The sequence below is a fragment of the Pseudomonas mohnii genome (genome assembly GCF_900105115.1).
Classification (GTDB): Bacteria; Pseudomonadota; Gammaproteobacteria; order Pseudomonadales; family Pseudomonadaceae; genus Aquipseudomonas; species Aquipseudomonas mohnii.
Genome location: NZ_FNRV01000001.1, coordinates 1,612,843 through 1,630,788, shown reverse-complemented (window position 1 = coordinate 1,630,788; position 17,946 = coordinate 1,612,843). Strand labels below are relative to the sequence as shown.

Here is a 17,946-nt window from a genome sequence, read left to right as displayed (position 1 = left end):
GGGTTACGGCAGTTCGCGGCTGGCGTAGAACGCGCTCAGCACTTTGACCAGGTGTGCCAGGTCATGGCTGCCGCACAGTTCGCGAATCGAGTGCATGGCGAAGGTCGGCAGGCCGATGTCCACGGTGCGCACCCCCAAGTGGCTGGCGGTGATCGGGCCGATGGTTGAGCCGCAGCCCATGTCGCTGCGCACCACGAAGCTTTGCACTGGCACTTCTTCGGCCATGCACAGGTGGCGGAAGAACCCGGCGGTTTCGCTGTTGGTGGCGTAGCGCTGGTTGCTGTTGACCTTGATCACCGGGCCAGCGTTGAGTTTCGGGCCGTGGTTGGCGTCATGCTTGTCGGCGTAGTTCGGGTGCACGCCGTGAGCGTTGTCAGCCGAGACCAGCAGGGATTTCTGAATGGTCCGTACGAATTCATCACCTTCGGGCAGCAGGCGGCGCAGCGTCTGCTCCAGCATCGGGCCATCGGCGCCGCAGGCCGAGCAGGAACCCACTTCTTCGTGGTCGTTGCAGACCAATACGCAGGTTTCTTCAGTGTCGGCGTTGAGCAGCGCTTGCAGGCCGGCGTAGCACGACAGCAGGTTGTCCAGGCGCGCGCCGGCGATGAAGTCGCCATGCAGGCCGATGACGGCGGCGCTTTGGGTGTCGTAGAAACTCAACTCGTAATCAAGCACGACGTCGGCGTTCAGACCGTGTTCGCGGGCGAGCTGGTCGGTGAGCACGGCGCGGAAATCCACGCGTTCGTCGCCGGCAAATTGTGCAAGCACAGGCGGCAGCTCGGTCTGGGCGTTGATCGCCCAGCCCATGTTGGCTTCGCGATTGAGGTGAATGGCCAGGTTCGGGATGATCGCAATCGGTGCCTTGAAGTCGATCAACTGGCTCTCGACCTTGCCGTCGCGACGGAAGGTCACGCGGCCAGCCAGGGACAGGTCACGGTCGAACCAGGGGGCCAGCAGTGCGCCGCCATAGACTTCGACACCCAGCTGCCAGAAACCCTGGCGCTGCAGTTCCGGCTGCGGCTTGACCCGCAGGCAAGGGCTGTCCGTGTGGGCGCCCACCAGGCGAATACCGCCGTGCAGTGGCGAGTGGCGGCCCATCTTGATCGCGACGATCGAAGAGTCGTTACGGGTGACGTAGTAGCGGCCATTGGTCTCGGTATTCCATGGCTCGCGCTCGTCGAGGCGCTGATAGCCCGCTGCTTCCAGACGCTGAACAAGGCTGGCGGTGGCATGGAACGGGGTGGGGGAGGCCTTGAGGAAGTCGATCAGGCCTTGGTTCAACTCTTCGCGCATGTGCTAACTCCAGACAGCAATGGCGCCAGTTTAACGTATTGGCCTGGTAAATGGCGTCGCACTGATGGTGCGGCTGGTCACCGAAATTGAATCTGGACGAGATCCCTGTGGGAGTGAGCTTGCTCCCACAGGTTTTGCGCCCGTGGTTCAGAACGGTGCCGGGCACTCGAAACGCAGGCGTTCACCGGTCTGGGGATGGGTGAAGCTGAGCATGCTCGCATGCAGGCACAGTCGCGGCCAGGCGGCCAGTGCCTGCTCATGGGCGTAAAGCCCGTCGCCCAGTAACGGATGGCCGATGGACAGCATGTGCACGCGCAGTTGGTGAGAGCGACCGGTGATGGGCGTCAGCTCGACGCGGCACCAGTCGCCGCAACGCTCCAGCACACGCCAGAACGTCAGGGCGTGTTTGCCGAATTCATGGTCGACCACATGACGTGGCTTGGTCGGTGGGTCGTAGCGCAGTGGCAAATCGATGCTGCCGCTGTCGAGTTCCGGCTGACCCCAGCACAGTGCGGTGTAGGCTTTTTCGGTTTCGCGGTCGTGAAACTGCCGGGACAGCTCGCGATGAGTGTCCGGGTCACGGGCCAGCAGAATGATGCCGGATGTTTCCCAATCCAGTCGGTGGACGATTCGCGCTTCCGGGTAGCCATTTTCTTGCAGACGGGTGATCAGACAGTCCTTGTTGTCGTCGGCCCGGCCGGGGACGGAAAGCAACAGGGTCGGCTTGTTCACCACCAGCACGGCGGCGTCCTGGTGAAGGATGTGAATATTGGACAACGGCATTAAAACAGCCTCGTTACAAACGCCAACGGCGGCTCGATCATTCATACGCCCCTCTCTGTGGGAGCCGGCTTGCTGGCGATGCAGGCAACGCGGTCTGACTGTCACAACGCGTTGATGCTATCGCTGGCAAGCCAGCTCCCACAGGGAAGGCGTTTCGAATGATCGAGCCGCCGTGGCTCCTGCCGGATCGACTCAGCGATCTGGCAGGGTGATGTTGAGTTCCAGAATCGAGCAGCTGCCCTGGCTTTCCAGTGCGACGTGCACGTCATCGGACCCGATATTGACGTACTTGCGGATCACCTCGACCAGTTCCTTCTGCAAGGCCGGCAGGTAGTCCGGGGTGCTGCGTTGGCCGCGTTCGTGCGCCACGATGATCTGTAGACGCTCTTTCGCTACCGACGCGGTGCTTTGCTTTTTGTTGGCACGAAAGAAGTCAAAAAGGTTCATTGCTTAGTTGCCTCCAAACAGGCGCTCGAAGAATCCCTTCTTCTGTACATCGAGGAATCGATGATTCACGGACTTGCCCAGCAGGCGATCAACGGTATCGCTGTAGGCCTGGCCGGCATCGCTCTGGTCGTCGAGAATCACCGGCACGCCCTGGTTGGATGCCTTGAGCACCGCCTGGGATTCCGGGATCACGCCGAGCAGGGTCACCGAGAGGATTTCCTTGACGTCTTCCACGCCGAGCATTTCGCCTTTGCTCACACGCTCCGGGTTGTAACGGGTAATCAGCAGGTGTTCCTTGATCGGATCCTGACCTTGTTCGGCACGACGGGACTTGCTGGCCAGCAGGCCGAGCATGCGGTCGGAGTCACGAACCGAGGACACTTCCGGGTTGGTCACGACAATCGCTTCGTCAGCGAAGTACATGGCCAGGTGGGCGCCTTTTTCGATGCCGGCCGGGGAGTCGCAGACGACGAACTCAAACTGTTCCTTGAGCTCCATCAGGACTTTTTCCACGCCTTCAACGGTCAGCGCGTCTTTGTCGCGGGTCTGGCTGGCGGCCAGGACGTAGAGGTTTTCCAGGCGCTTGTCTTTGATCAGGGCCTGTTGCAGATTGGCTTCGCCGTTGACGACGTTGACGAAGTCATACACCACGCGGCGCTCGCAACCCATGATCAAGTCGAGGTTACGCAGGCCGACGTCGAAGTCGACGATAACTGTTTTGTGACCGCGCAAAGCGAGGCCTGTACCGATAGCGGCGCTGGTGGTGGTCTTACCCACACCACCCTTGCCGGATGTAACCACGAGAATCTTGGCCAAGGTGTTTCACCCCTAAGGAAAAAGGACTTTTAGCCCCTGAAAAACATCTCTTGAAAACTACTGCAGTCGGACAGCCTTGGCTGGAACCCGGTACCTGGCGGCGTTTACCCCCGGTAAACACTGCTTTCGACCTTTTTCCTACTTCGTTTGAGCCGTTTTCGCTACGTTTTAGAGATGCTTGGAAAATGCGGCAGTATCCGTTAAAGCCGAATGATGTTCAACACGTCGCCCGACAGGCTGACCTGTACGCCCGAACCCCATAGAGGGTCGCGACGCAAGTCCTCGGAAACCTTGTAATGACCGGCGATGGAGACCAGTTCAGCGCTCATTTGCTGACAGAAAATCCTGGCTTTCGTGTCGCCTTTGACCCCGGCCAGCACACGGCCACGCATGGGGCCGTATACATGGATGTTGCCATCGGCGAGAAGTTCCGCGCCGGGGCTGACCGACGAGATCACTACCAGGTCACTGCCCTGGGCATAGATCTGCTGACCACCGCGCACCGGCGAGGTGATGATTTTCGTCGGCTTGATGGTCGGCTCCGGTGGTTTTTCCGGTTTTTTCACCACCACGCCTTCGTTCAGGTCCAGCGGTCGTTCACGGGCGCCGGAGGGCGGCAACACGGGCAGATCGACGGCAATGGCGGCCGCGATGTCTTCGATGCGGTTGGCGCGGATCGCCAGGGTGCGCAGACCATGCTGGCGGCAGACGCGCATCAGCCCCGGCAAGTCGACGGAGCCTTCGTTGGCCGGCAGTTTGTCCAGGGCCAGTACCAGCGGCGCGTTGCTGAAGAAGTTCGGCGCCTGGGCGACCTTGGCGGCCAGTTGCCGGTCAAGGCTTTCGAGGTCGTTACGGGCCAGTTCCAGCACCGTAATGGCGAGCATGCTGCCCTTCAGCTGGAACACGGGATCTTGGTCTAGCGGTTCGGTTTGGCTCATGGTCGGCATACAACGACTTGTCACTAAAAGTGCCGAGACTTATAACGAGAACGCCCGCAGGCCGCAAGCCGGGTCGAACGATGTAGAATGCGCGGCCATCGTCTTTTCGGAACCTTTAATGGATCGCCCGCGTTTTCGAACAACCTTTCTTTCTCCGCGCTTCTGGCCGCTGTGGTGCGGCCTGGGGCTGTTGTGGCTGATTGTGCAGTTGCCGTATCCGGCATTGTTGTGGATCGGTCGTGTGCTGGGCGCGTTCATGTATCGGGTGGCCGGCGACCGACGGCGCATCGCCAAGCGCAATCTTGAGCTGTGTTTCCCTGAAAAGACCGCTGCCGAGCGCAAACGCCTGCTCAAGGAAAATTTCGCCTCCACCGGCATCGCCTTTTTCGAAATGGCCATGAGCTGGTGGTGGTCACGCAAGCGTCTGGCGAAGCTGGCCCATGTCGAAGGGCTGGAGCATTTGAAAGAGGCCCAGCGCGACGGCAAGGGCGTGATCCTGATGGCGCTGCATTTCACCACGCTGGAAATAGGCGCGGCATTGCTGGGCCAGCAGCACACCATCGACGGCATGTACCGCGAACACAAAAACCCGTTGTTCGACTACGTCCAGCGCCGTGGCCGTGAGCGGCACAACCTCGATTCGCTGGCAGTGGAGCGTGATGACGTGCGCGGCATGCTCAAACTGCTTCGGGCGGGCCGGGCGATCTGGTACGCGCCCGATCAGGATTACGGCGCCAAGCAGAGTATTTTTGTACCGTTGTTCGGCATTCAGGCGGCGACTGTCACCGCCACCAGCAAGTTTGCGCGGCTGGGCAAGGCCCTGGTCGTGCCGTTCACCCAGGAACGCCTGGCGGACGGCAGCGGTTATCGCCTGGTGATTCATGCACCGCTCGAAGGCTTCCCCGGCGAAACCGAAGAGGCCGACTGCCTGCGGATCAACCAGTGGATCGAAGGCGTCTTGCGCGAATGTCCGGAGCAATACCTCTGGGCCCATCGCCGCTTCAAGAGCCGCCCACCCGGCGAGCCCAAGCTGTACGCCAAACGCGGTTGAAGCACGATCTCCTGTAGGAGCGAGCCTGCTCGCGAAAAGCCTGAGAGCGCCGTGGGGTGTCAGCCCCCCGGCGTTATCGTTGACGACCTCGGCGAGCAGGCTCGCTCCTGCAGTGACATCCCATAAAGCACCATGGAGCGTTGTGCATGAGTCCAAGGGAACCGGTTACAGGGTTGATTCTTTCCGGCGGTGGGGCGCGGGCGGCCTATCAGGTCGGCGTCCTGGCGGCGATTGCCGAGTTGTTGCCGTTGGGCGCGGACAATCCGTTTCCGGTGATCGTCGGCACTTCCGCCGGGGCGATCAACGCGGTCAGCCTGGCCAGCGGCGCGACGGATTTTCGCGCGGCCATCGAACGCCTGACGGCGTTCTGGCAAGGCTTTCGCAGTCATCTGGTGCTGCGCAGTGACTGGCCGGGGGTGATCCACCAGGCCAGCCGCTTCGTCAGTCACAGCTTGCTGGGCCTTGGCGCCCGGGTCCCGGTGGCCCTGGTTAATAGCTCGCCGTTGCGCAGGCTGCTCCACGACAGATTGCAGATGGACGGCATTGCCGAAGCCATCGCGCAAAAGCAGTTGCATGCGGTGGCCGTCACCGCCTTCGGATATGAGTCAGGCCAGGCTGTGACCTTCTATCAAGGGGGCGGCACCATCGACTCCTGGCTGCGCCATCGGCGGATCGGCATTCCCACCCAGTTGTCCGTTGATCATTTGTTGGCCAGCTCGGCCATTCCTCTTCTGTTCGCCCCGGTGAAAATCGGCGAGGAGTATTTCGGCGATGGTGCGGTGCGCCAATCGGCCCCCATCAGTCCGGCGCTGCACCTGGGCGCCAGTCGAGTACTGGTGGTGGGCGTCAGCGGCAACCCGCGCGGGGTCGACCCCGAGCAGCCACTGCAACGTGCCTACACCGGTCAACAGCCAACCCTGGCGCAGATCGGCGGGCACATGCTCAACAGTACGTTCATTGACAGCCTGGAAAGCGACATCGAACTGCTGCAGCGATTGAATCAGTTCAGTCATTTGTTGCCAGACGGTACGCCAACCCGGGCGCTGGGCGTGGCGCCGGTGGAGGTGCTGGTGATTTCTCCGAGCCAGCCCATAGACGAGATCGCCGCGCGCCATCGCCAGGAATTGCCTGCGGCGTTGCGCCTGTTCCTGCGCGGGCCGGGTGCGACAAAGACCAGTGGGGCGGGGGTCCTGAGTTATCTGCTGTTCGAGGCGGGGTATTGCAGCGAGCTGATTGATTTGGGGCGGCGGGACGCGTTGGCCAAGAAGGAAGAGCTGCGCCGGTTTCTCGGGTTGTAGGAGCGAGCCTGCTCGCGATGGACGTTAACGATGACGCTGGGAGCCTGACACCCCGTGGCGCTCTCTGATCCATCGCGAGCAGGCTCGCTCCTACAGGATCAGAAGTGGAACTTCACCAGGAAGCTGGTCACGCTCTGGTCGGTCTTGAAGTACTGGCTGTCTTCAATGCCGTACTTGTCTTTCCAATAATCGTACTCAACACCCACATACAACTGTTTCGCGCCGAAATTCAGCGCTTTGCCCAGGTCGTATTTGATCTGCGGATTAAAGTGCAGGTTGGCGTGGTAGGTGCCTTTGGCGTTCTTGTCGTTATCGACCACCCAGTCCATGTAGCCGTCGATCAGTACGTCCGAGTCGCCCACCGCAATGGTGTAGGACCAGACGGGCGTGATCTGCCAGACGTTGTCGCCCGCACGGCTGCCTTCGGTGTGGCGGTTGTAGAAGTTCAACTGGAAGTAGTCGAAACCGGGGATGGCCAGGTCGAAACCGGGACCGATCAGGTAGGACTCGGTATCGTTTTCACCGAACTCGTAAGTCATGGCGAGCAACACGTCTTTGATCGGACCCAACTCGAGTTTCTGATCGAAGATTTTGCCGAACGACAGCCGCGGGCTGATTTCACCGTAGTAGGTGTTCGAGCCGGCGTAACTGTCTTCCTTGCCGTTGTAGAAAATCTTGTCGACGAACATGAAGTTGTCGCCGTATTTCCAGCCATCGGCGTGTTCGAAGGTCACTGTCTGCTGAATGCGCGGGTTGACCTGGAAGTCCTTGCCATACAGATAGGTCAGGCTGTTGTTCTGCCATTGCAGCAAATCGCCGGCCATGGCCTGGCCCCCTGCCAGCATCGATCCGGCCAGCATCAGGCTAGTGCACGTACGTTTCATTCGGTTGCTCCCAAAAATGTCAGTGGTTCCACGTTATTTTTTTAAGGTCGACGCTCTGGTGTGGCGCCTTTTTCTGTAGCGATAAAAATCATCCAATCGGTCAGCTTTAGTGCTGTTAGCAAAAGCTGCGCCAAGGCATTCGAAAAGCAAAAAAACTCCCGCTCGGCTGCTCAAGAACAGTCGATTGAGAGGGGATTGGGGATGCCTTGGTACCGTCCAGCGCCGGGATAAGTTGGCTTTCTGGTCAGGAATTAAATCCGGGCTTTTTTTTAAAGCGGATTCAGGCGGCCGCGGAGAATACTGACTCCTCGGCCAGGTCTCAAGTGCCCCGCAACAGCGCACCGACGGCAGGTCTGGGGCACGATTGCGGGCCATCTTAGAAATGCACCTTCACCAGCAGGCTGGTGGTGTTTTCATGGGTGTCGAGTCTGGAGCTGTTCTCGATGCCGTATTTGTCTTTCCAATAACTGTACTCGGCCCCGACATACACCTGTTTTTCGCGCCAACCCAAGGCTTTGCCCAGGTCGTATTTGATCTGCGGGTTGAAGTGCAGGTTGGCGTGGTAGGTGCCGTGTGAGTTCTGGTCGTTGTCCACGACCCAGTCGATGTAGCCGTCGATCAACAGGCTCGAATTGCCCAATGGAAGGGTATAGGACCAGCCTGGTGTGATTTGCTAGACCCCATCGCCGGGCCGTGAACCTTCGGTGTGGCGGCGGTAGAAGTTCAGGGTCACATAGTTGAATCCGGGCACCTTGAGATCGAAACCGGGGCCGATCAAATAAGCTTCGGTGTCGTCTTCGCCATTCTCGTAGGTCATGGCGAGCAATACGTCCTTGATCGGGCCGAGTTCGAAGCGGCGGTCGAGGATTTTGCCGAACGAGAGGCGCGGGCTGAATTCGCCGTAGTAGGCGTGAACGCCCTTGTTTCGGTCTTTTTCGCCGTTGTAGTAGGTGCTGTCGATGAACAGGAAGTTGTCGCCGTACTTCCAGCGATCGGCGTGCTCGAAGGTCACTGTCTGCTGAATCGGCGGGTTGACCGCGAAATCCTTGCCATACAGATAGCTCAGGCTGTTGGTTTGCCACAGCAGTAAATCGCCGGCCATGGCCTGGCTGGCGGCCAGAAGGCCACCGCCCAACATCATGGTTTTCTGGGTACGAATCATCTGTTGCTCCTTCTTGTTTTTATTTTTCAGGCGCAGGCAACCGCGCCCTTGTAGGAGCGAGCCTGCTCGCGAAAACCTCAAGGACAACGCGTTCATCCTGGATGCACGCGTTATCGTTGACGACCATCGCGAGCAGGCTCGCTCCTACAGGGGGGGTACCTGTCAGTGGGCGTGGCAGTCGTTGATGGCTGCGCGTTCGGCGCCGCCGAGGATGTTGAACAGCAGGTTCAAGGTCAGCGCGCTGAGCGTGGCCATGGCGATACCGCTGTGGGTGATCGGGCTCATCCACACCGGCAGGTGGGCAAAGAACTCAGGACGCACCACCGGGATCAGGCCCATGCCGATGCTGACCGCTACCAGCAGCTGGTTGCGACGGTCAGCGATATCGGCTTCCTGAAGAATCTTGATCCCGGTCGCGGCAACCATGCCGAACATCGCAATGGCGGCGCCGCCGAGCACCGCTGGCGGAATCGACGCCACCAGGAACGCGGCTTTGGGCAACAGGCTGAGGACGATCAGCAAGCCGCCGGCAACGATGGTCACCGATCGGCAACGCACGCCGGTCATCTGCACCAGGCCGATGTTCTGGGCGAAGGAGGAGTGAGTGAAGGTGTTGAAGAAACCGGCGAAGAACGAAGCGCCGGCATCGCACAACAAGCCGCGACGCAGCATGCGTGGGCAGACATCCTGGCCGGTGATCTTGCCCAGGGCCAGGAACATCCCGGTGGACTCGACGAAAATAATCACCACCACCAGGCACATTGAAAGAATCGGCGCGAGCTCGAATTTCGGCATGCCGAAGTGCAGCGGGGTAACGAACTGCAGCCACGGGGCCTGGGTCATGCCACTGAGGTCGACCATGCCGAGCAGGCCGCAGAGTATGTAGCCCAGGCACATGCCGATCAGCACGGAAATGTTGACCCAGAAGCCGCGCATGAAGCGATGTACCAGCAAAATGGTGCCCAGCACCAGCGCGGCGATGGTCAGGTAAATCGGCGAGCCGAACTGGCTGGCCGCAGCACCGCCTCCGGCCCAGTTCACGGCGACGGGGAACAGCGACAAACCGATCGAGGTGATGACCGTGCCGGTCACCAGCGGCGGAAAGAAGCGTACGACCTTGGACATGAACGGGGCGATGATCATGCCGAAGAACCCGGCGGCGATGGTCGCACCGAAGATCCCTTGCAAGCCGATACCGGGCATGCCGGCCATGGCGAACATGCTGCCGACGGCGGCGAAACTGGCGCCCATCATCACGGGCATGCGAATGCCCACGGGACCGATGCCGAGCGACTGAACGATGGTGGCAATGCCGGCCACCAGCAGGTCGGCGTTAATCAGAAAGGCGATTTCTTCACGACTCAGGCCAGCGGCCTGTCCGATGATCAACGGCACCGCGATGGCGCCACCGTACATCAGCAGAACATGTTGCAGACCGACCAGGATCAGTTGCAAAAGGGGCAAACGCTGAATGGCGGGTGCGTCGGGGATGCGCGCTTTGGAGAGCTCGGACATGCAACACCTCGGATCTTTTTTATTCTTGTGATTTACAGCTGCCGGGTTGCTCACAGCTGTTTCTTTGCATCAGGTAAACCGCGTTGCGGCCAATCGCTGGCAAGCCAGCTCCCACACAGGCAGTGCAAAACCCTGTGGGAGCTGGCTTGCCAGCGATGCTTTTAACGATTAGTTGGTCTGGGCGCCCTGAACGATCCAGGCGCCGATCAGGTCGCGTTCCTGCTGGGTCATCTTGGTGATGTTGCCCAGGGGCATGATCTGGCTGGCGACGGCCTGAGCCTGGATACGCGCAGCGTTCTGGCGGATCTGCTCGGGGGTGTCGAACATCACACCGGCCGGGGCCGCGCTGAACAGCGGGCTGGTCGGTTTGGCCGAGTGGCAAACCGCGCAACGTTCCTGAATCACGCTGTGCACCTTGTTGAAGCCAGGACCGGCATTCGACGCTTGCGCCGGTGCGGGGGCCGGTGCTTCTGCAGGTTTGGCTTCGGCGGGTTTCAAACCACCACCCAATGCTGTTTCCGGCAGCGGCTGGTATTCGATCTTCGCAGGCGCCTTGGCCACGTCCGGGCTGGTCATCGGCGCAGGGCCGGTGACGTAGGCCAGGCTGATCATGCCGACCGCTGCCACAGGCAAGGTCCAGGCAAACTTGTGGCTGTCGTGACGGGTGTTGAAGTAGTGACGCACCAACACCGCCAGCACCGCGATCCCGGCCAGGATCAGCCAGTTGTATTGGCTGCCGTAGGTGCTCGGGAAGTGGTTGCTGATCATGATGAACAGCACCGGCAAGGTGAAGTAGTTGTTGTGACGCGAACGCAGCAAGCCTTTGGCTGGCAGCGCCGGGTCGGGCGTGCGGTTCTCGGCAATCGCCGCCACCAGTGCCCGTTGCGCCGGCATGATGATGCGGAACACGTTACCGACCATGATGGTGCCGATGATCGCGCCGACGTGCAGGTACGCACCACGACCGCTGAACACCTTGCTGAAGCCGTAAGCGGCGCCAATGATCAGCACGAACAGGATGAAGCCGAGCAGGGCAGGGCGTTTGCCCAGGGCCGAGTCGCACAGGAAGGAGTAGACGAACCAGCCGATGAACAGCGAGCCGATGCCGATGGCCACGCCTTCAGGGCCGCTCAGGGTGCTGCCGGGGGCCAGCAGGTAGAGCGTCGGGTTGGAGTAGAACACCACGCACAGCAGCGCGATCCCTGACATCCAGGTGAAGTAGGCTTCCCATTTGAACCAGTGCAGGTTGTCCGGCATGGTCGGTGGGGCCAGTTTGTATTTTTCCAGGTGGTAGATACCGCCGCCATGGATCGCCCACAAATCACCGGCCAGACCACTTTTCGGGTTGACCCGATTGAGGTTGTTTTCCAGCCAGACGAAGTAGAACGATGCGCCGATCCAGGCCACACCAGTAATCATATGAACCCAGCGCACGCTCAGGTTCAGCCATTCCAACAGATGTGCTTCCACAGTCTTTACCTCTCGCCTGTCACTCTGTTGTCGAGTGATCAGACCTTCTCTTATTGGTGGGGGGCGAGGATCAAACGCTCATCCTCTTTGAAAAAATGCTCATCGCAGTTATTGCCTGTGCCACTGCGATCAACCACCAGGAAGTCATCCCGCTTTTCGATCGTCAGCACCGGGTGGTGCCAGACGCCGCGATGGTAATTAATGCCCTGCCTGCCGTTGGTGACGAAGGCGCGGACCAAGCCTGATACAGGTTCATCGCCAAGTGGCGCGACCACGATCAGAAAGGGGTTGCCGAGCAGCGGAATGAAAGCCTGGCTGCCCAGCGGATGACGCTCCAGCATGCTGACGGTCAGCGGCATGTCCTGCGCGTCGGCGCGGAAGATGCTGATGATCGCCTTGTCCTCTGGCGTGGCGGTTTCCACCGTCGCCAGTTTATGGAAGCGCATGGTCGAACCGTTGTTGATCATGAAGTGATCGCTGCCGTCGGTCTCGATGACGTCACCGAAAGGGGCGAAGGCTTCTTTGGTCAGCGGTTCAATCGTCAGTGTGCGCATGCTGTTCTTATCCGAATTCTGTGTTGTTGGTTCTGTCGTCATCGCTGGCAAGCCAGCTCCCCTATTTGGAATGCAGTTCCCCGTGGGAGCCAGCCTGCTGGCGATTGGGTTCAACGCTTATTTAGCGACCTTGCCCAAGACACGCAGGCGGCTCACACCACCGTCCGGGAACACGTTCAGGCGGATGTGGGTGATCGGGCCCAGTGCCTTGATCTGCTCGGCGAAGGTATGTTCGGCGTGCATTTCCAGCTTCTGGCTTGGCAGCAGTTCGCGCCAGAACAGCGATTGGGTTTCGATCTGGCTGTCGGTACCGCCCTTGACGAAGGCGCCCTGGATCGAGCAGCTGTCCGGGTAGTTGCCCTTGAAGTGCAGGGTATCGACGATGATTTTCTCGATTTCGCCCGGGTGGCCCAGTGCGACGATCACCCAGTCATTGCCCGGTGTACGGCGACGCGCGGTTTCCCAGCCGTCGCCCATGTTGATGCCACGGCCCGGGTTGAGGATGTTGCTCATGCGACCGAAGTGTTCGTCGGAGCAGGCGAGGGCGCGGCCACCGTTGAGGGCTGCAGCCAGGTCGACTTGCTCGTTGTCGCCCACAGCGGACCAGTCACGGAACGGGATACCGTACACGCGCAGACGGGCTACACCGCCGTCCGGGTAGATGTTGAAACGCAGGTGGCTGAAGGCCTGGTCGTTGTTGATTTCGTGGTAGTGGTGGCTGTTGCCTTGCAGTTCGACGGCGGACAGCACTTCAGTCCACTGGGTGTTTTCGTCTGGCTCGCCTTCGGCCAGGAAGCAGGCTTCCAGGGAGGCCGACGGCGGGAAGTTGCCGGTGAAGAATGAAGTGTCGATGTCGACGCCTTTGATCGAGCCCGGCACGCCCAGGCGGATCACTGCGCTGTCATAGCCTTCGAAGCGCTTGCGGCGCGATTCCCAGCCGTCCATCCACTTGCCGTTGTCATCGAACACGCCCTCCTTCCAGACGGCCGGGGTCGGTTGGAACAGACGATTGGCGTCTGCGAACCAGTCATCGGTGACCGAGATGATTTTGGTGCCCAGGCGGGCGTCGGCCAGGTTGACGAACTTCTCGAAAGGTACGGCGTAAGCTTTCATTCTTCTTGTCTGCCTTTAATAAGTTGGCTTGGGATGCTCTCGGGGCCCTGGGAAACGCAAGCGTTCATGAGGTTTCTCGGGCCAGGATCGCTATAGGGTCAGTAATCGGAACAGGGCGATCTTGTTGATCTCCGCCAGCGCGCACTTGAATTCGGTGTCGACCGAGTTGTGAATGCGCGTTTCGAACGCCGCGAGGATCTGATGCCGGTTGCTGCCTTTTACCGCCATGATGAAGGGAAACTTGAACTTGGCTTTGTAGGCGTCGTTCAGCTCGGTGAAGCGCTGGAACTCTTCGGCCGTGCATTGGTGAATACCGGCGCCAGCCTGTTCATGGGTGCTGGCTTCGGTCAATTGGCCCTGGACGGCGGCTTTGCCGGCCAGGTCCGGGTGAGCGTTGATCAGGGCCAGCTGGCTTTGCTGATCAGCACTCAACAGGATGTCGCTCATGCGCTGGTGCAGGGTTTCGATCTCGTCGATCGAAGCGTCCTGGCCCAGCTCGAAGGCTTTTTCGGCCACCCATGGCGAATGTTCGTAGATATCGGCGAACACGCTGACGAAAGCGTCGCGGCTCAGGGTCGATGGCTTGATGGATTGAAAGGTGCTCATTTGGCAGCCCCTTGGTACGGATGGGTTGCTTGCCAGTGGCGTGCGATGTCGACGCGCCGGCTAAACCACACCTGTTCATGACTTTTAGCGTATTCGATAAAGCGCTTGAGCGAGGCCAGACGCGCCGGACGGCCAATCAGGCGGCAGTGCAGGCCGATTGACAGCATCTTCGGAGCGTCGGCGCCTTCGGCGTACAGCACGTCGAACGCGTCTTTCAGGTATTCGAAGAAGTCGTCGCCCTTGTTGAAACCCTGGACCTGGGTGAAGCGCATGTCGTTGGTGTCCAGGGTGTACGGGATCACCAGGTGCGGCTTGCCGGTCGGGTTGTTCGGTTCCCAGTAGGGCAGGTCGTCGTCGTAGGTGTCGCAGTCGTAGAGGAAACCGCCTTCTTCCATCACCAGGCGACGGGTGTTCGGGCCGGTGCGGCCGGTGTACCAGCCCAGCGGGCGTTCGCCGGTGATTTCGGTGAGGATGCGGATCGCTTCGAGCATGTGCTCGCGTTCCTGGGCTTCATCCATGTACTGGTAGTCGATCCAGCGGTAGCCGTGGCTGCAGATCTCGTGGCCGGCATCGACCATGGCGCGGATCACGTCCGGGTGGCGCTGGGCGGCCATTGCCACGGCGAAGATGGTCAGCGGAATGTCGAATTCCTTGAACAGTTTCAGAATCCGCCAGACGCCGGCACGGCTGCCATACTCGTACAGCGACTCCATGCTCATGTTGCGCGCGCCTTGCAGCGGCTGCGCCGAGACCATTTCAGACAGGAAGGCTTCGGATTCTTTGTCGCCGTGCAGGATGTTGCGCTCGCCGCCTTCTTCGTAATTGAGCACGAAGGACAAGGCGATGCGGGCATTGCCCGGCCAGTGTGGATGAGGAGGGTTACTGCCGTAACCGATCAGGTCGCGTGGGTAGTCAGCGCTCACTGCAGTCTTCCTTCTTATTCGTGGCGGTCAGGGTGGTGTGGCGTGCCTGAAGTGGAAAGACAGGCTGGCGTCACAGCGATGGGCTGATTGTATACAACTTTATATTCACTTTGTAAGCCTGATTTTTTGCATTTTTCATTAACGGTCATCTTTCCGCGCGCTTGATCCCATCCTGCAAGAAACCTGCCTGATTGGTCAGCTAATGGCTGGAGAGATCAACCAGCCTGTGGTTTGCCAGTTAACCGCCGGGAAATCCATGGAGGGCGCTGCTCGCCGTAAAAATGTCGTTTTTATTGTGTACAATTTTTTTGAAAAGTGTCTTAATCAATCGCTCGCCGCAGCTTTTCGTGCTCCGAAACGGTGCGGTCTCCTTTTCAACTGACTTCGGGAGGCGCGAGGTCTGACTGCTCCACGCAGCCAGGCGCGCAGAATCAATGGGACGTTTGACTACACATGTTTTGGACGCTGCACATGGCTGCCCGGGCAGCTCGATCAAGGTCGAGTTGTACCGTGTTGAAGGTTCGCAGCTGGAATGGGTCGCCAGCGCGATAACCAACAGCGATGGCCGTGTCGATGCACCGTTGTTGCAAGGTGATGACTACCGCACCGGGGTCTATCAGATTCAGTTCCATGCGGGCGATTACTACCGCGCCCGTGGCGTTCAACTGCCGGAACCGGCGTTCCTGGATGTGGTGGTGCTGCGTTTTGGCATTTCTGCGGAGCAGGACCACTATCACGTGCCCTTGCTCATTTCGCCCTACAGCTACTCCACGTATCGCGGCAGCTGATCCCCCAAGCAGCTGCCTCAACCTGGAAGCGACTGCGCATATAGCTTCTTTGGTCTTTCGCCCGCTCACACTGCGGGCTTTTTTTCGCCTGGAGAAAAGTGGTGCCTGTGCTGGCGCTTTCGCCGGCAAGCCAGCTCCTACAAGGAATTCGCACGACCTGTGGGAGCTGGCTTGCCAGCGAAGCTCTTAACGGCTGAGCAGGGACGCTGCCCCCGCGCCACTGAACAACCCGGCACTGATCCGGTTAAACCAGCTCTGTCCCTTGCCACTGCGCAGATACCGCGCCGCACCATGGGCACCCAGCCCGTAAGCCAACTTGCACAGCAGGTCCAGCACGGTCCAGGTGGCAATCATCACCAGCAACTGTGGGAGGAACGGCTGCTCGGCGCTCAAGAACTGCGGCAGGAAAGCGGCGAAGAACAGAATGTCTTTCGGGTTGCTTGCGCCCAGCATGAAGGCACGCCCGAACAGGGCACGAAAGCGTGGCACCGGGGCCGATTGGGGCACTTCGGCACCATGGGACGGTTGACGCGATTGCTGCCAGCTCTGCCAGGCGAGGTAGAACAGGTACAGCGCTCCGACGATCTTCAGTGCGCTGAACAAATGCTCCGACGCCAGCAGCAGCGCGCCCAGACCCAGCGCCGAAGCGCTCAGCAGGCCAATCGAGGCCATCACGCCGCCGAGAAAGGCCGGGTAGGAACGCACCAGGCCGTAATTCAAACTGTTGCTGATCATCAGCAAAGACAGTGGCCCCGGTATCAGGATCACCACCAGCGCAGCGCCGCTGAACAGCAGCCAGGTTTCCAGACTCATCACTTTCCTCCATTTGCACAAAAGCCTCACCCGACGGGGTGAGGCTGGTTTGAAGCGCGTACCGCGTAAGGTCTACAAGAAGATGAACTTGGCGATGAAGATCGCGCAGAGCACCCACAGACTCGCGGAAATTTCCTTGTACTTGCCAGTGCCGGCCTTCAGGACCACGTAGGTGATGAAGCCCAGCGCGATACCGTCAGCGACCGAAAAGGTCAGGGGCATCATGATGGCGGTGACGATCGCCGGAATGCTGTCGGTCGCTTCGTCCCACTCAATGTGCTTCATGCCACCCATCATCAGCATGGCCACGTAAATCAGTGCGCCTGCGGTGGCGTAGGCGGGAATCATGCCGGCCAGCGGGGCGAAGAACATGGCTGCAATAAATAGCACACCTACGGTCACTGCGGTAAGACCAGTCCGACCACCAGCTGCTACACCCGCGGCACTTTCCACGTAGCTGGTGACAGGGGGAACACCCACGATCGCGCCGAATACGCTGGAGGCACTGTCGGCTTTCATGGCGCGGGAGAGGTTTTCGATGCGGCCATCGGCGTTGACCAGGTTGGCGCGCTGCGCCACGCCCATCAAGGTGCCGGCGGTGTCGAACATGTGCACGAAGAGGAAGGCCAGCACCACGCTGATCATGCTGACGTTGAACACACCCGCGAGGTTCATCGCCATCCAGGTCGGGGCCAGGCTCGGCGGTGCCGACATGATCCCTTCGTAATGCACCAGGCCCAGGCCCCAACCGGCCAGGGTCACGGTGATGATGCTGATGAGGATCGCGCCGAACACTTTGTGGTAGCTGAGCACGGCGATCATCAGAAAGCAGATGGCGGCCAGCAGCGGGCCGGGCTCGCGCAGGGAACCCAGTTTGATCAGGGTGGCGGGGCTGTCGACGATGATGCCGGCGGTTTTCAAACCGATCAGTCCCAGGAACAGGCCCACACCCGCACCCATGGCGAAGCGAAGGCTCACCGGAATGCTGTTGAGCAGCCATTCGCGCACGCGCGAGAAGGTCAGGATCATGAATAGCACACCGGACACGAACACCGCACCGAGAGCGGTTTCCCAGTTGTAGCCCATGGTGCCGACCACGGTGTAGGTGAAGAAGGCGTTCAGGCCCATGCCCGGCGCCAGGCCGACGGGCCAGTTGGCATACAGGCCCATCAGCAGGCAACCGAGTGCGGCGGCGATGCAGGTGGCGACGAACGCCGCGCCGTGATCGATCCCGGCGTCGGCCATGATGTTGGGGTTGACGAAGATGATGTAAGCCATCGTGATAAAGGTAGTCAGACCGGCAATCAACTCGGTCTTCACCGTGGTGCCATGCAAGCTGAGTTTAAAGATGCGCTCCAGCCAGCCATTGCGTAAAGGCGGCGAGAGATCCAGCGTCGATGCTTCGGATTTGCGGCTTTCCACAGCGAATACTCCTCAAGAGTTTTATTGTTATTTCCTGGGCCGGACCCGAGAGGGTGGCAGCGGCCCTTTG

Annotated in this window: 17 protein-coding genes and 1 pseudogene; 3 read left to right on the top strand and 15 right to left on the bottom strand. The window is 60.0% G+C overall.

All coding sequences use genetic code 11. The features are described from left to right. Positions 1–3 precede the first annotated feature (3 nt). From BLV61_RS07650 to minC, 5 genes are all read right to left on the bottom strand, one after another. The gene (locus BLV61_RS07650; RefSeq protein ID WP_047531698.1) at positions 4–1,293 is read right to left on the bottom strand and encodes a M18 family aminopeptidase; all 1,290 of its coding nucleotides are present in this window, start codon (positions 1,291–1,293) and stop codon (positions 4–6) included. A 147-nt stretch (positions 1,294–1,440) separates the two neighbouring features. Then, complete coding sequence (locus BLV61_RS07645) at positions 1,441–2,076, bottom strand: RluA family pseudouridine synthase (RefSeq protein ID WP_047531695.1); 636 nt, start codon at positions 2,074–2,076, stop codon at positions 1,441–1,443. 192 nt (positions 2,077–2,268) lie between these two features. Continuing rightward, the gene (gene minE / locus BLV61_RS07640) at positions 2,269–2,523 is read right to left on the bottom strand and encodes a cell division topological specificity factor MinE (RefSeq protein ID WP_007974947.1); all 255 of its coding nucleotides are present in this window, start codon (positions 2,521–2,523) and stop codon (positions 2,269–2,271) included. A gap of 3 nt (positions 2,524–2,526) precedes the next feature. Continuing rightward, complete coding sequence (gene minD, locus BLV61_RS07635; RefSeq protein ID WP_047531687.1) at positions 2,527–3,339, bottom strand: septum site-determining protein MinD; 813 nt, start codon at positions 3,337–3,339, stop codon at positions 2,527–2,529. 200 nt (positions 3,340–3,539) lie between these two features. After that, the gene (gene minC / locus BLV61_RS07630; RefSeq protein ID WP_047538957.1) at positions 3,540–4,277 is read right to left on the bottom strand and encodes a septum site-determining protein MinC; all 738 of its coding nucleotides are present in this window, start codon (positions 4,275–4,277) and stop codon (positions 3,540–3,542) included. 118 nt (positions 4,278–4,395) lie between these two features. Between minC and BLV61_RS07625 the strand changes: the two genes are divergently transcribed. Both BLV61_RS07625 and BLV61_RS07620 read left to right on the top strand, forming a co-directional pair. Beyond that, the gene (locus BLV61_RS07625) at positions 4,396–5,328 is read left to right on the top strand and encodes a lipid A biosynthesis lauroyl acyltransferase (protein ID WP_047531685.1); all 933 of its coding nucleotides are present in this window, start codon (positions 4,396–4,398) and stop codon (positions 5,326–5,328) included. 146 nt (positions 5,329–5,474) lie between these two features. Further along, positions 5,475–6,626, top strand: a complete 1,152-nt coding sequence (locus BLV61_RS07620; RefSeq protein WP_047531682.1) for a patatin-like phospholipase family protein — start codon at positions 5,475–5,477, stop codon at positions 6,624–6,626. A gap of 98 nt (positions 6,627–6,724) precedes the next feature. Here the strand turns inward: BLV61_RS07620 and BLV61_RS07615 are convergent, their stop codons facing one another. The 8 genes and pseudogenes from BLV61_RS07615 to puuE form a co-directional block, all read right to left on the bottom strand. Further along, on the bottom strand, positions 6,725–7,510 hold the full coding sequence (locus tag BLV61_RS07615) for an outer membrane protein OmpK (protein ID WP_047531679.1): 786 nt from the start codon (positions 7,508–7,510) through the stop codon (positions 6,725–6,727). Between the two features lie 376 nt (positions 7,511–7,886). Then, a pseudogene (locus BLV61_RS07610) lies at positions 7,887–8,672 on the bottom strand (outer membrane protein OmpK). A 162-nt stretch (positions 8,673–8,834) separates the two neighbouring features. Further along, positions 8,835–10,187: a nucleobase:cation symporter-2 family protein gene (locus BLV61_RS07605; RefSeq protein WP_090463975.1), complete on the bottom strand. Its 1,353-nt coding sequence runs from the start codon at positions 10,185–10,187 to the stop codon at positions 8,835–8,837. Positions 10,188–10,355: 168 nt separating this feature from the next. Beyond that, on the bottom strand, positions 10,356–11,657 hold the full coding sequence (locus BLV61_RS07600; protein WP_047531672.1) for a urate hydroxylase PuuD: 1,302 nt from the start codon (positions 11,655–11,657) through the stop codon (positions 10,356–10,358). A gap of 50 nt (positions 11,658–11,707) precedes the next feature. Next, the gene (locus BLV61_RS07595) at positions 11,708–12,211 is read right to left on the bottom strand and encodes an ureidoglycolate lyase (RefSeq protein WP_007988150.1); all 504 of its coding nucleotides are present in this window, start codon (positions 12,209–12,211) and stop codon (positions 11,708–11,710) included. A 117-nt stretch (positions 12,212–12,328) separates the two neighbouring features. Next, positions 12,329–13,324 carry an allantoicase gene (gene alc / locus BLV61_RS07590; protein ID WP_047531665.1) on the bottom strand — a complete coding sequence of 332 codons (996 nt, stop codon included), beginning with the start codon at positions 13,322–13,324 and terminating at the stop codon, positions 12,329–12,331. A 90-nt stretch (positions 13,325–13,414) separates the two neighbouring features. Beyond that, positions 13,415–13,930: a 2-oxo-4-hydroxy-4-carboxy-5-ureidoimidazoline decarboxylase gene (gene uraD / locus BLV61_RS07585; protein ID WP_047531662.1), complete on the bottom strand. Its 516-nt coding sequence runs from the start codon at positions 13,928–13,930 to the stop codon at positions 13,415–13,417. Beyond that, entirely contained in the window at positions 13,927–14,853 is a 927-nt protein-coding gene (puuE, locus tag BLV61_RS07580) for an allantoinase PuuE (protein ID WP_090463972.1), read from the bottom strand. The genes uraD and puuE overlap by 4 nt, the downstream gene beginning before the upstream one ends. Positions 14,854–15,287: 434 nt before the next feature. Between puuE and uraH the strand changes: the two genes are divergently transcribed. Beyond that, entirely contained in the window at positions 15,288–15,641 is a 354-nt protein-coding gene (gene uraH / locus BLV61_RS07575) for a hydroxyisourate hydrolase (protein WP_047531657.1), read from the top strand. A 186-nt stretch (positions 15,642–15,827) separates the two neighbouring features. Here the strand turns inward: uraH and BLV61_RS07570 are convergent, their stop codons facing one another. Together BLV61_RS07570 and BLV61_RS07565 are read right to left on the bottom strand one after the other, a co-directional pair. Further along, entirely contained in the window at positions 15,828–16,454 is a 627-nt protein-coding gene (locus BLV61_RS07570; protein ID WP_090463969.1) for a LysE family translocator, read from the bottom strand. Between the two features lie 72 nt (positions 16,455–16,526). Then, complete coding sequence (locus BLV61_RS07565) at positions 16,527–17,876, bottom strand: NCS2 family permease (RefSeq protein WP_047531652.1); 1,350 nt, start codon at positions 17,874–17,876, stop codon at positions 16,527–16,529. Between the last annotated feature and the right edge of the window lie 70 nt (positions 17,877–17,946).